A 13740-nucleotide genomic window follows, 5' to 3' on the forward strand; every position below is an offset into this window, starting at 1 on the left:
CGGGCGACGCAGCCTCGCGCCGCTGTGGTGGGGCGCGGCCTTGCTGGCGGTGGCCGGTGCCGCCTTCGTGCTGGGGCGGCTGTCGCTGCCCTGGACCACCTCGCCCGAGCCTCCCGGCAGCAGCGCCCAGTCGATCGACAAGGTGCTGGTGGCCGTCGGCGCGCCGCCGGCATTGGCCGAGGTGTCCGCGTCCAGTGCTTCGGCGGCGTTGATGGGCACCGCCGACGAGGCGGCGGGCGGCGCGGCGGATTCCCTGACCCAGCTGGCCAAGGCCGAGCGTGCGCAGGGTCGCGGGCTCACGCTGGAGCAGGCCGTGGCGCAGATGCAGGGTGCCAAGGCCGGTGCCGGGTTGCTGCTGCCCGGCGATCAGTTGCCGGTCAAGCTGGCGCAGGCGGCGGCTTCGCCGACCTCGGCCGGCTCGTCAGCCAGCGCGGCGGCCAACGGTGGTGCCGCGCAGCTGCCGGCTGCGCTGCGCGCGACGCTGACGGCCGACATGGCGGTTCAGCTGGCCGAGTTCGGTCAGTCCGGCCGGGCGCGCGAGGTGCTGGGCCGTCTGCGCTCGGACGCCTTGCTCAGCAACGACCCCGCTGTCAACGCCAGCACCCAGCGGGCCGAGGTGCTGTTGCTGGCCTGGAGCCTGCGCGAGGCCAACGGCCCCGCCATCGACCGCAGCATCGCGTCGCTGCGCAATCTGGTGCACGGCTTTGACTCGCCGGTGGCGCGGGCGAGCTTGATGGGCAGCGTGGCGACGGTGCTGGCCAAGCATGACAACGTGCCTGACGCGCTGGCGCTGGCCTGCCTGGCCGACGCCGGTGAAGCGCTGAAGAGCGTCGTCGACGATGCACAGCGTCAGACCGCCATCGACGATTGGCTGGTCGATACCGGCGATCTTCTGTTGTCACAGCTGGCCCGCCATGGCCGCCTGGGGCGCTGGCAGCAGGCGCAGTCGCTGGTGGGTCAGTTGGACACGCTGGCCGGCCAGGCCCGCAGCGGCCACGCCGTGCTGCAACTGCAGGCGTTGCGGGCACGCGCACAGGACCTGATGGGCCAGCCTGCGCGGGCCGAGAAGCTGCTGGGCGACGCATTGAAGACCTGGGCCCAGCATGGCTCGCCGGTGCGACAGGCGGAGGAGTTGCGTGCGCTGGCCTCGCGGGCCGGTGACATTGCCCAGCCCGAGTTGTTCCAGGCCACGGCCCAGCTGGCCACCGCGGCCGACGCGCTGCACGGCCCCGACCGGGCGCGTGCGCTGACCAACCTGGCGCTGATGCAGGCCGAGGCCGGCGAGTTCGAGCGCTTCGAAGCCCTGAAAGCGATGCTGCGCCAATCGCCCGAGGCCGCGCGTCCGGAACAGGCGGGGCTGACCGCGCAACTGCTGGTCGGCGGCGAGTTGGCAGCGGCAAGGGCCGAGCAGCGCACCGGTGCCTTCGGCCTCGCGGAGGCGAGGATCCGCAAGGTCGCGGCGTATTTGCTTTGAGCCCCCAAGCCCCCGCCGGGGGCTGCCTTGCAGGCCGCGCCGGGCCAGAGGCCAGGCCCCTCGCCAGGCATGAACTGTCCACGGGACTGTTCAAGTCCGGGCTCGGCCCCCCAGGGGCCCCGAGGGGGCTCGCGCAGCGGACCGGCAAAGCCGGATCCGTGCACGCCCACTTGAAGCTGGGCAGCGCTGGGCGCGCCCAGGAGGGCGGATCTGCGCAAGGACTTGAAGGCGGCGGCTCCTTGGGGGAGCGCCACGCGGGCAAAATCGAGGCATGACCGCGCACGACATCCCCGCCTACATGGCCCACCTGGGCGCTGCGGCGCGGGCCGCCAGCACGCTGATGGCCCGCGCCGGCACGCGCGAGAAGAACGCCGCGTTGATCGAATTGGCGCAGCGCCTGCGCGACAGCGGCCCGGCGTTGGCCGAGGCGAACGCACGCGACATCGCCGCTGCCCAGGCTGCCGGGTTGGCCGCGCCGATGGTCGACCGTCTGCGCCTGAGCGAGAAGGTGATTGCCACCGTGGCCGAAGGCTGCGAGCAGCTCGCTGCGATGCCCGACCCGATCGGCGAAATCACCGGCGTCAAGCGCCGGCCCTCCGGCATCAGCGTCGGCCAGATGCGGGTGCCGTTGGGCGTGTTCGGCATGATCTACGAGAGCCGGCCGAACGTGACGATCGAGGCGGCGTCGCTGGCAATCAAGAGCGGCAATGCCTGCATCCTGCGCGGCGGTTCCGAGGCCATTCACTCGAATCTGGCCTTGTGGAAGCTGGTGCAGCAGGCGTTGACCGCGGCCGGCCTGCCGCCTGAAGCGGTGCAACTGGTCGAGACCACCGACCGCGCCGCCGTCGGGCGCCTGATCGCGATGCCCGAGTCGGTCGACGTGATCATCCCGCGTGGCGGCAAGGGCCTGATCGAGCGCATCGCGGCCGAGGCCAAGGTGCCGGTGATCAAGCACCTGGATGGCAACTGCCACACCTATGTCGACGCCGAAGTGGACCTCGACCTCGCCGTCACCGTCACCGACAACGCAAAGACGCAGAAGTACAGCCCCTGCAACGCGACCGAATCGCTGCTGGTGCATCAGCGCGTGGCGGCGGCCTTCCTGCCGCGCATCGGTGCGGTGTTTGCGGCCAAGGGCGTCGAGATGCGCTGCTGTCCGACCAGCAAGGCGCTGCTGGCCGGCTTGCCGGGCGCCCGGCTCACCGATGCCACCGAGGCCGACTGGAGCGAGGAGTACCTGGCTCCGGTCATCAGCATCAAGCAGGTCGCTTCTCTCGACGAGGCGATCGCGCACATCAACCGCTACGGCTCGCACCACACCGATGCGATCCTGACGACGAACCATCCGAACGCCATGCGTTTTCTGCGCGAGGTCGATTCGGCCAGCGTGATGGTCAACGCCAGCACCCGGTTTGCCGACGGCTTCGAGTACGGCCTGGGCGCCGAGATCGGCATCTCGACCGACAAGTTCCACGCCCGCGGCCCGGTCGGGCTCGAGGGGTTGACCTCGATGAAGTGGGTGGTGCTGGGACAAGGGGAGGTGCGGCAATGATCCGACTGGCAACCGAAGCCGACGCGACCGCGATCGCGGCGATCTACGCGCCCTGCGTGCAGGGCACCCCGATCACCTTCGAATCCGTGCCGCCGGGGCCGGCCGAGATGGCCGAGCGCATCGTGCAGACCTTGCCGCGCTGGCCCTGGCTGGTCTACGAGGCGGATGACGCCGTGGTGGGCTACGCCTATGCCGGTGCATTCGCTCAACGCGTGTGCTACCGCTGGTCGGTCACGACCACGGTCTACGTGCACGAGGGCCATTGGCGACGCGGTGTGGGCCGCCGGCTGTACGTTGCCCTGTTGAATCTGCTGGCGCAGCAAGGCTTTCGCAGCGCCTATGCCGGCATCACGCTGCCGAACGAGAGCAGCGTCGGATTGCACAAGGCGATGGGCTACGAGCCGGTCGGCGTCTACCGCGACGCGGGTCATAAGCTGGGCCGGTGGCACGACGTGGCCTGGTACCAGCGCGCGTTGCAGCCGAACGCGCCGCGGGTCGAGGAGCATCCGGCCGAGCCGGTCGACGTGAAGGCCGTGCTGGCGGTGCAGGCGCCGCTGTGGGCCGACACCGAGTGGTCCATCGGTGGCGGGGCCTGAAGTGGCGGGCCGCCACGCCTTGGTCCTGTTTTCGGGCGGGCAGGACTCCACCGTCTGCCTGGCCTGGGCGCTGAGCCGCTTCGAGCGCGTCGAGACCGTGGGCTTCGACTATGGCCAGCGCCATCGCATCGAGCTGGACTGTCGCCAGACGGTGCGGCGCGAGCTGCTGATGCAGCTCCCGCAGTGGGCGTCGCGCCTGGGCGACGACCACCTGCTGGACCTGTCGCTGCTCGGCCAGATCGGTGACAGCGCGCTGACCAGCGATCGGGCGATCGAGATGCAGGCCAACGGCCTGCCCAACACCTTCGTGCCAGGGCGCAACCTGCTGTTCCTGAGCTTCGCCGCGGCGTTGGCCTACCGCCGCGGGCTGAACGTGCTGGTGGGCGGCATGTGCGAAACCGACTATTCCGGCTACCCCGACTGCCGCGACAACACGCTCAAGGCGATGCAGGTGGCGCTGTCGTTGGGATTGGCCACGCCGCTGACGATCGAGACACCGCTGATGTTCCTGACCAAGGCCGAGACCTGGACGCTGGGCGATCAACTCGGCGGCAACGCCTTGACCGACCTCGTCGTCGAGCACACCCACACCTGCTACCTCGGCGAGCGCGGCCAGCGTCACGCGTGGGGCTACGGCTGCGGCGAATGCCCGGCTTGTGCCCTGCGGGCCGCCGGTTACAGCGCTTGGCAGACGAGCGTCTGATGGAGGCCGGCTCCGACTGGGCAGGCTGGGGGCCGCTGCTGCTGAAGGTCGGCGCGGCGGCGGTGCTGCTGTTTTGGATCGTCGGCGCCTACAACCGGCTCGTCCGGTTGCGCGGCGCGATCGGCGGGGCCTGGGCCCAGATCGACGAACTGCTGGCCCGGCGCAGCTTTCTGCTCGAAGCCCTGGCCGACGCCGTGCGCGGGCCCCTGGCCGACGAAGGCATGACATTGGCGACGCTGGGCCAGGCCGATCAGCGCCAGCGCAGTGCGGCGCTCTCGGTTCGCGCCCGTCCGTCTCACTCGCCTGCGCTGGTGGCCTGGGTCCTCGCGGAGGCCGAACTCGCCTCACCGATGGCCCGGCTGCAGGCCCTCATCGAGCAGCGGCCCGAGCTGGCCGGCAGCGAGCCGGTGCTGCCGCTGCAACGCCAACTGCTGGAGCTGGCGCCGCGCCTCATCTACGCGCGGCAGCTGTTCAGCGACGCCGCCGAGGCCTACAACGCGGCACTGGAAGAATTCCCGACCCGGGCGGTGGGGAGGTTATTCGGCATGCGGGCGGCATCGCGGTTGTAGGGAAAACACCACGTCGGACCGGCAGGTTGGCCGCCGAACGGGTACTCCGGTCAACAAAATGTCCGCCAATCCGGAGACCAAGGGTTAACCCTTTGTTTTGGGGGGATCAATGTTGCTTAGCGTCCCGCTCCCGCAATCTTTCGTGAACTCTCTCTCATGCCACATCGCACCAAGGCCGCCCGCCCCGCGATCCGGCGCACTGTCTTGGCGCTTGCCTGCGCCAGCCTCGCGTCGGCCGCCTGGAGCCAGGAAGACACCAGCCAACCCGCCGTCCAGAAGATCGAGGTGACGGGCTCGCGCATCAAGCGCATCGATGCCGAAGGCACCTCGCCGGTGACCGTGCTGCGTCGCGAAAGCATCCAGCAGACCGGCGCGACGACGATCAGCGAGGCGCTGGCCACGCTGACCAGCTCGAACGCCGACTTGGACGACCTGGGCGGCAGCAACTCGTTCGCCGCCGGCGCGTCGTCGGCTTCCATGCGCGGCCTGGGCAAGCAGAGCACGCTGGTGCTGCTGAACGGCCGCCGCATTTCGGCCTTTCCGCTGGCGGACTACCAGGAAGTCTTCAGCAACCTCGACACACTGCCGCTGGATGCGGTTGACCGCATTGAAGTGCTCAAGAGCGGCGGCTCTTCGATCTACGGCTCGGACGCTGTGGCGGGCGTGATCAACATCATCACGCGCTCCAGCTACCAGGGCCTGCAGGCTCGCGTCACCGCGCAGCAATCGGCCAACAACGGCGAATTCCAGAGCCAATCGGCCGCCTTGACCGGCGGTTTCGGTGACATGGCCAACGACGGCTACAACGTGCTGGCCAACGTCGAGTTCTATCACCGCGACAGCTTCTTCTGGCAAGACCTGCTCGGCGACGTCAACCCGAAGTACCGCCGCTATTCCCCGAGCCTGGGCGCGCCGTCGACCTATTCCTACCCCGGCAACGTGAACTTCCAGGCCGTGCCGGGCTGCACGAACGTCAACGACGCCGGCCAGTGCCTCTACGACCGCGCCACGCGCTTCGAAGTGATTCCGCCAACCGAGCGCACCAACATGCTGGTCTCGGGCCACATGCGCCTGGGCGAGGACATGACCGGCTTTGCGGAACTGCTGTATTCGCGGATCGAGGCGGCTTACAACAACCCATACGCCTTGTATGGCGGCGGCCCTAACGTCGATGCCGGCCCCACGGTTTGGGGCAACCCGACGACGGGGGACAGCAAGACCTTCTACTACCGCATGCTGCCGGTCGGCCACCCGCTGAACCCGACCGATGAGGAGGCCGAGTTCCAGTATCGCTTCGTGGATGCGCCGTCCGACCGCCGCACGACCACCGATCAGTACCGCTTCCTGGCTGGCGTGCAAGGCGTCTGGTCGACTTTCGACTGGGAAGTTGCCGGCGGCGTGATGGGGGGGCGCACCAAGGACGTGAACCGCGGCACCCTCAGCGATAGCGGCTTCAAGGCGATGATCGGCGACTACAAGAACGGGGTGGACCCGGTCGACGCCGACTTCTTCAACAAGCCCAACGGCTACCGCATTGGCCAGAAGAACTCGAAGGCCGTGCTCGATACCCTGTTCCCGTCCTTCGGCTTCACCGGTGAAACCACGCAGACCTTCCTCGACGGCAAGGTCAGCGGCGACATCGCCAAGTGGGCCGCGGGCAACGTGGGCCTGGCGACGGGCTTCGACCTGCGCCACGAGAAAATGAAAATCACGCCCGATGAGCGCCTGGCCACCGGCGACATCGTGGGCTACGGCGTCAGCTCGTCAGATGCATCACGCACGTTCGGCGCGTTGTTCGCCGAGGTGAGCCTGCCGATCTTCAAGACGTTGGAGGCACAAGTCGCCGGTCGCATCGACCATTTCCCGGGCTTTCCGACCCACTTCTCGCCCAAGCTCGGCATGCGCTTCCAGCCGATCCCCGAGCTGCTGTTTCGCGGCACGTTCGAAGGAGGCTTCCGTGCGCCGAACCTGACCGAGAGCGCCAAATCGACCAAGTTCGCCTTCGCGCCCGGTATCAGCGATCCTCAGCGCTGCGATCAGGCAGGAGCGTTGGCGGACGATTTGGCAGCAGCGGCACTGGCCCTGCCTGCTGACGACCCGCTGCGGGCGGTCTACCTCGCGCGGGCCGATGCGGTCCAACAGAATGAGTGCGGCACCAGCATCCCGGAAATCACGGCCAACAACCCGAAGTTGAAGCCGGAAACGTCGAAGTCGTTCACGCTCGGTCTGGGTTTCCAGCCGATCCGCCACTGGAGCGGCACGGTGGACTACTGGCGCATCTACCGCAAGGACGAAATCGGCCTGAGGTCGATTCAGGAGATGCTGAGCGCGGAGGCCTCGCAGCCCGCCGGCACGATCAACCGGGCCCCCTTGGCAAGCGATGCCGACAGGGCGCTTGACCCGACCTTCCAACTGAATGGCCTCAACGGCGCCAATGAGTTCACCACATATGGAGTGACCGCCGGTGCGATCACCTCCGTTCACGACATGTTCCTGAACCTTCTGAGAACGAAGACTTCGGGCCTCGACCTGTCAGTGAAGGGCGAGATTCCGACACCTGCCGGTCCGCTGTCGCTCGACGTCGATACCACCTACACCATCGACTATCGCAACTGGAGCACCACTCGCGATGGCTGGGGCGACAACTTGGCCGGCCGGTATGGCACGCCGCGATGGGTGGTCAACGTCACTACCGGCATGAAGACGGGCGATTTCGGCCATTCGCTGCGCTATGTGTGGAACAGCAGCACGAGCCTGCAGAGTGATTTCGACGACGAGGAGTGGACCATCGAGGGCTGCGCCGATGCCCGGGTGCCCATTCCCGCCAGCGACTGCAAGGTGCGCGACTACCACCGCTGGGACTACTCGATCGCGTATTCCGGCATCAAAGACTTCGTGATCGGCCTGAACGTGCGCAATCTCTTCAACCAGCGCCCGCCGGCGGACCTGCGTGCCCTCAACTTCAGCACCATCCCGCCCGACGCCGAGGACGTGCAAGGACGCATGCTGAAGCTGTCGCTGCAGTACAAGTTCATGTGAGGGCGCATGCGGCCACCCGCCGGTGGCCGTCCTGATGCCCATCGAAAGGCGCCCGCAGGCGCCTTTTTTCATGACTGCGAGGGCGTGCGCTTCAGCCTTGGCAAACCACCGCCGCCGTCGCGACCAGCTCGTCGAACAGCGCCACCGCCGCCTTGCCGGAAACGGCGTATGGGTCCAGCGTGGCGGTCTCGGAATACTTCAGCATCAACGCCGGGTTCAGCCGCGCCATGTTGACCTGGCCCATGGCCCAGCCGGCGAAGCGCCGCTCGTCGATTTCCTCGTACGACAGCAGCGTCACATCGGTATGGCGGCCGTCGGTGATGATGCGGTTGTAGAGCCGGTTCACCGCCGCGCGGCCGCCTTCGAGCACCTGGATGAACAGCTCGCCCGAGCTGCACAGCACGCCAGTGACCCCCAGTTTCGGATTGGCGGCGCGCGCCTGGCGCAGGATGTGCGCCAGCTCCTCCGGGTCCAGCGGCTTGGCTGCGCGGCTGGCGTACATCAGGCGGACTAACAAGGCCTACTCCTTCTTCGACAGCAGCGACAGGAACTCGCGCCGCAGGTTGGCATCCTTCAGGAACGCGCCGCGCATCACGCTGTTGGTCATCGCCGAGTCGTTGTCCTTGACGCCGCGCCACTGCATGCAGAAGTGGTCGGCCTCCATCACGATGGCCAGGCCGTCGGGCTTGACACGGTCCTGCAGTTCGTCGGCCAGCATGATGACGGCCTCTTCCTGGATTTGAGGCCGGGTCATGATCCAGTCGGCGATGCGGGCGTACTTGGACAGGCCGATCAGGTTCGAGTGCTCGTTGGGCAGCACGCCGATCCAGACCCGGCCGAGGATCGGGCACATATGGTGCGAGCAGGCGCTGCGCACGGTGATCGGCCCGACGATCATCAGCTCGTTCAGGCGCGAGATGTTCGGGAACTCGGTCACCGACGGCATCGGCTGGTAGCGGCCACGGAACACCTCGTCGACGAACATCTTGGCCACGCGGCGGGCGGTGTTCTGGGTGTTGTGGTCGCTCTCGGTGTCGATCACCAGCGCCTTCAGCACCTCGCTCATCTTTTCCTGCACCTCGGCCTTCAGCTCGTCGAGCTCGCCTTCGCGCACGAAGGCCGAGATGTTGTCGTTCGCGTGGTAGCGCCGGTCGGCGCCGATCAGACGGTAGCGGATGCGCTCGGACGCGGGCAACTCGGCCAGGTCGGCTTCGTGCAGGATCAGCGCCGGCGTGCGCGGCTTGTCGGAGGAATGATCTTGGGGCATGCGGTCGCCTTGGCCGGCTGCAGGTCGGAGCGCCATTGTCGGCCAGCAGGCCCAACCCTGGTGCGACGGGTGCTTCCCGCCCGTTTGCCGACCCGCGCTGGGTAGACTCCCCCGGTGAACGCCCCTGCTGCCCCCGCTGCTCCGTCGTCCGGCTCGCCGCCGTTGTCTCGCCTGCTGGAGCTCACCTCCGACGCGGTGCAAGCCGTGCTCACCGGCCGCTCGTTGACCGAGGTGCTGGCCGCCTGCCCGCCACCGGCGCGGCCCGGCACCCAGGCGCTGGCGTTTGCCGTGCTGAGGCGTTGGGGCAGCGCGAATGCGGCACGCGAACTGCTTGCACCGCGCACGCCGCCGCCGGCCGTCGACGCACTGCTGACCAGCGCGCTGGCCCTGCTGTGGCCGAGTGATGCACCGCCGTACCCCGACCACACGCTGGTCGACCAGGCCGTGAACGCTGCCAGACGCAAGGTGCCGGCCGCCGCCGGCTTCATCAATGCGGTGCTGCGGCGCTTCATCCGCGAACGCCAGGCCATCGTCGCCCAGGCCGGGCACAGCGTGCTCGGTGCCTGGAACCACCCCGCCTGGTGGGTCGAGCGCTTGCGGCACGACTGGCCCGCGCAATGGCAGGCGCTGCTGGGGCAAGCCCAGCAACACCCGCCGATGGTGCTGCGCGTGAACACCCGCCGAGTCAGCCGGGCCGACTACCAACAGCGACTGGCCGCGGCCGGGCTGGCCGCCCGCCCGGCGCTGGGGCCGGGGCACGAACAAGCGCTGGTGCTGAGCCAGCCCTGCCCGGTCGAGCGGCTGCCCGGTTTCGCCCAGGGCGAGGTGTCGGTGCAGGACCTGGCGGCGCAGCGCGCCGCACCGTTGCTGCTGGGCGCTGGCCTGCCCGCGGGCGCCCGGGTGCTGGACGCTTGTGCCGCACCCGGCGGCAAGACCGCGCACCTGCTGGAGCTGGCGCCGGAGATCGACCTGTTGGCGCTGGATGCCGACCCGGCGCGGCTGATCCGCGTCGACGACACGCTGCGCCGCTTGGGTCTGGCCGGCCCGCAGGTGCGGACCCGCGCGGCCGACGCACGCCAGGTCGCCCAGTGGTGGGACGGCCAGCCTTTCGATGCGATCTTGCTCGACGCGCCGTGCACCGCCTCCGGCATCGTGAGGCGCCACCCCGACATCCGTTGGCTGCGCCGGCCGGACGACGTCCGCGCGTTGGCGCAGACCCAGGCCGAGCTCTTGCAGGCGTTGTGGCCGTTGCTGAAGCCCGGTGGGCGTCTGCTCTACGCCACGTGTTCGATCTTTCGTGCCGAGGGGGCCGAGCAGATCGACGCATTTTTGCAACGCCAGGGCCCCGAAGCAGCCCGACTCGACCCGGACTCTCCGGGCCACTTGGTGCCGCTGGCTGACAATGGCTCGACAGACCCGGAAGCGGCGCTTGCCGACGGGTTTTTCTACGCCCTGTTGCACAAGCCCTAGAACAAACAGTCCGTCGTTGTGTGTGCCCCCACCCCCCCTGTCGCCACGCGCCAGGCCCCCCGTGGGGGTCCACGAACTTCGGGAGCGGCCGTTCGAGCTTTCGTGACCCACGCCGCCCGGACCACCGCCGCCACCTGCCATCGTGTCGCCCGGGCAGTGATCGGGGCACTGCTGTTGCTGCTGTGGCTGGGCGTGGCCGCCCCGGCGCGGGCTGAGGGCAGCATCGACCTGACGACCTTCGACGTCAGCCGGGCCGACGGCGCGTTGCTGCTCGACTTCGTCGCCAAGCCGGTGCTGAGCAAGGCCGTGGAAGACGCGATGCAGCGCGGCGTGCCGGTGTACTTCGTCGCCCAGGCGGCGCTGTACCGCTCACGCTGGTACTGGCGCGACGAGCGGATTGCACGCGTCACGCGAACCTGGCGCCTGTCCTACCAGCCGCTCACATCGAACTGGCGCCTGGGCTTCGGCACCTTGAGTCAGAGCTACCCCAGTGCCGAAGAGGCACTGGACATGGCTGCGCGTGCCTCGCGCTGGAAGCTGGCCGACACCGACCAGCTGGAGCTGGGCGAGCGCTACTACGTCGAATTCAGCTATCGGCTGGACAACAACCAGCTGCCGCGCCCGATGCAGTTGGACCTCGCCGCGCAATCCGACTGGCAGCTGTCGGTCGAGCGCAAGGTCAAGCTGGAACCATGAGCCCCCACGCCCCCCAAGGGGCTCGCGCAGCGGGCCGGCAAAGCCGGATCCGAGCACGCCACGTGGGGGGCGACGGCGGCGTGCTAGGCGCCGCTGGCTCCCTGCCATGAAGGTGTCGACCCGCTGGGGCTGGGGCGTCGCCCTGCTGGTGGCCGCCGGGCTGGGCCTGGTGCTGGCCTTCGTGCTGTCGCTGCTGGCGCAGGGGCCGACCCGTTACGAGCGCCATTTCGTCTGGCTGTTCTGGGTCAACGCGGCGGTGGCCACGCTGCTGCTGCTGTTCCTGTTGGGGGCCGGCGTGCGGTTGGCATTGCGGTTCCGCCAAGGCAGGTTCGGCAGCCGGTTGTTGCTGAAGCTGGCCGGCATCTTCGCGCTGGTCGGCGTGTTGCCGGGTGCATTGATCTACACGGTCAGCTACCAGTTCGTTTCGCGCAGTATCGAGGCCTGGTTCGACACCCGCGTCGAGCGTGCGCTCGATGCGGGCCTGGCGCTGGGCAAGGACACGCTCGCAGCCCTCGCGGCCGACCTCGAAGCCAAGACCCGTACCGCAGCTGAGCGGCTGTCCGACCGCGCCAGCGCCAACACGCTGGTGCTCGAGCGCCTGCGCGAGCAACTGGGCGCCGAGGAAGTGACGCTGCTGGGCAGCGATGGCAAGGTCAAGATCACCGCGGGCGCCAGCCCGGCGCTGGGCACCGAGCGCCCGGCGCTGGCCTTGCTGCGCCTGGCACGGTTGCAGCGCTCGGTCAGCCAGATCGAGGGGCTCGAAGACGAGGGCAGCACCGCGCCGGGTTCGGGCGCGCGGGTGCGTGCGTTGGCCCCCGTGCCTTCGACCAGCCTGTCGCTGGCGGATGAAGAGCACACGCTGATGGTGGTGCAACCCTTGCCCCGCGCCTTGACTGGCAACGCGCTGGTCGTGCAGGCCGCCTACCGCGAGTACCAGCAGCGCATCCTCGCGCGCGAGGGGTTGCGGCGCATGTACATCGGCACCCTGACCTTGTCGCTGGTGTTGTCGGTCTTCGGCGCCGTGCTGCTGGCGGTGGTGTTGGGCAACCAGCTCGCACGGCCGCTGCTGATGCTGGCCGAGGGCGTCAAGCAGGTGGCCGCTGGTGACCTGGGCGCCAAGCCGGTGTTTGCCTCGCGCGACGAGATCGGCGGCCTGACCCGCAGTTTCGCCGACATGACCGAGCAGCTCGGCAGCGCGCGTGCCCAGGCCGAGGCCAGCCTGCGCCAGCTCGACAGTGCGCGCACGCGGTTGCAGACCATCCTCGACAACCTGACCGCCGGCGTGATCGTGTTCGACCGCGAGCGCCACATCGACACCGTCAACCCCGGTGCGACGCGCATCCTGCGCGCGCCCTTGTCGGCCTATGTGGGGCGAACGCTGAACGAGGTGCCGGGGTTCTCCGAGTTCGCCGAGGGCGTCTGGCAACGATTCGAGCAGCACCAGGCGAGCCCCGAAGACGGCGAGCGCGATCACTGGCAAGACGCGTTCGAGCTGCGCCTCGGAGGCGAGCGCAACGACCACAGCATCACGCTGCTGGTGCGCGGCGCGCCGCTGCCCGGCCGCGCGAGGCTGATGGTCTTCGACGACATCACCGAGGTCGTCTCGGCTCAGCGCACGGCGGCCTGGGGCGAGGTGGCACGTCGGCTCGCGCACGAGATCAAGAACCCGCTGACGCCGATCCAGCTGTCGGCCGAGCGACTGCAACACAAGCTCGAGGCCAAGCTGACCGAGCCGAACGACCAGGCGATGCTGAACCGCGCGGTGACGACCATCGTTTCGCAAGTGCAAGCAATGAAGCAACTCGTCAACGAGTTCCGCGACTACGCCCGCCTGCCCGCTGCGCAACTGCAGCCGGTGGATTTGAATGCGCTGGTGGCCGAAGTGCTGGTGCTGTACGGCGACGCGCAGGACAAGGGCGTGTTGGTGGTTCAGCTCGACAGCGGGTTGCCGCTGCTGCGCGGCGACCCGACCCAGTTGCGCCAGGTCATCCACAACCTGGTGCAGAACGCGCTCGACGCCTGCAGCGGTCGGCCCGATGCCCGCGTGCTGCTCAGCACCGAGCTGGAGCGTCATCCTGACGGCCGGGCCCGCGTTTTGCGCCTGAAAGTGACCGACAATGGGCCCGGGTTCGCCGAGAAAGTGCAGAAACGCGCCTTCGAACCCTATGTGACCACCAAGAGCAAAGGCACCGGCCTCGGGCTCGCCGTGGTCAAGAAAATCGCCGACGAACATGGCGCCAGCGTGCGCATCGTCAACCTGCCCCCGCGAGACGTGGGGGGTGACGGTGGCCCGGCCGGGGCGCAGGTTTCGTTATCATTTTCAAGCTTCAGCGAACAGGGACAACGCGCGGACCCCACCACGCCCGTTTGAGCC

The 13740-nt window shown here is 68.7% G+C and carries 11 protein-coding genes; 9 read left to right on the plus strand and 2 right to left on the minus strand.

The genetic code is table 11. From position 1 onward, the window contains the following. The 6 genes from VFY73_RS12545 to VFY73_RS12570 form a co-directional block, all read left to right on the plus strand. A partial coding sequence (locus VFY73_RS12545; RefSeq protein WP_329719161.1) for a hypothetical protein occupies positions 1-1474 on the plus strand: 1474 nt, incomplete at its 5' end. A 271-nt stretch (positions 1475-1745) separates the two neighbouring features. Then, positions 1746-3026, plus strand: a complete 1281-nt coding sequence (locus VFY73_RS12550; protein WP_329719163.1) for a glutamate-5-semialdehyde dehydrogenase — start codon at positions 1746-1748, stop codon at positions 3024-3026. Continuing rightward, the gene (locus VFY73_RS12555; RefSeq protein ID WP_329719165.1) at positions 3023-3622 is read left to right on the plus strand and encodes an arsinothricin resistance N-acetyltransferase ArsN1 family B; all 600 of its coding nucleotides are present in this window, start codon (positions 3023-3025) and stop codon (positions 3620-3622) included. Before VFY73_RS12550 ends, VFY73_RS12555 begins: the two co-directional genes overlap by 4 nt. Further along, positions 3609-4325, plus strand: a complete 717-nt coding sequence (gene queC, locus VFY73_RS12560; RefSeq protein ID WP_329719167.1) for a 7-cyano-7-deazaguanine synthase QueC — start codon at positions 3609-3611, stop codon at positions 4323-4325. Before VFY73_RS12555 ends, queC begins: the two co-directional genes overlap by 14 nt. Next, a complete protein-coding gene (locus tag VFY73_RS12565) occupies positions 4325-4894 on the plus strand; it encodes a LemA family protein (protein ID WP_329719169.1) in 570 nt (189 codons plus the stop codon). Before queC ends, VFY73_RS12565 begins: the two co-directional genes overlap by 1 nt. A gap of 156 nt (positions 4895-5050) precedes the next feature. Then, positions 5051-7933, plus strand: coding sequence for a TonB-dependent receptor domain-containing protein (locus VFY73_RS12570; RefSeq protein ID WP_329719172.1), 2883 nt, complete (start codon positions 5051-5053; stop codon positions 7931-7933). A gap of 91 nt (positions 7934-8024) precedes the next feature. Here the strand turns inward: VFY73_RS12570 and VFY73_RS12575 are convergent, their stop codons facing one another. Further along, positions 8025-8450 carry a BLUF domain-containing protein gene (locus VFY73_RS12575; RefSeq protein WP_329719174.1) on the minus strand — a complete coding sequence of 142 codons (426 nt, stop codon included), beginning with the start codon at positions 8448-8450 and terminating at the stop codon, positions 8025-8027. A gap of 3 nt (positions 8451-8453) precedes the next feature. Continuing rightward, a complete protein-coding gene (gene folE / locus VFY73_RS12580) occupies positions 8454-9200 on the minus strand; it encodes a GTP cyclohydrolase I (RefSeq protein WP_329719176.1) in 747 nt (248 codons plus the stop codon). 114 nt (positions 9201-9314) lie between these two features. Between folE and rsmB the strand changes: the two genes are divergently transcribed. From rsmB to VFY73_RS12595, 3 genes are all read left to right on the plus strand, one after another. Continuing rightward, positions 9315-10670 carry a 16S rRNA (cytosine(967)-C(5))-methyltransferase RsmB gene (gene rsmB, locus VFY73_RS12585; RefSeq protein ID WP_329719178.1) on the plus strand — a complete coding sequence of 452 codons (1356 nt, stop codon included), beginning with the start codon at positions 9315-9317 and terminating at the stop codon, positions 10668-10670. 102 nt (positions 10671-10772) lie between these two features. Continuing rightward, positions 10773-11366, plus strand: coding sequence for a DUF4390 domain-containing protein (locus tag VFY73_RS12590; protein WP_329719180.1), 594 nt, complete (start codon positions 10773-10775; stop codon positions 11364-11366). 106 nt (positions 11367-11472) lie between these two features. After that, positions 11473-13737 carry a sensor histidine kinase gene (locus VFY73_RS12595; protein ID WP_329719182.1) on the plus strand — a complete coding sequence of 755 codons (2265 nt, stop codon included), beginning with the start codon at positions 11473-11475 and terminating at the stop codon, positions 13735-13737. The last annotated feature ends 3 nt before the right edge of the window (positions 13738-13740 follow it).

It is taken from the genome of Ideonella sp. (assembly GCF_036277275.1).
Lineage (GTDB): Bacteria > Pseudomonadota > Gammaproteobacteria > Burkholderiales > Burkholderiaceae_C > Ideonella.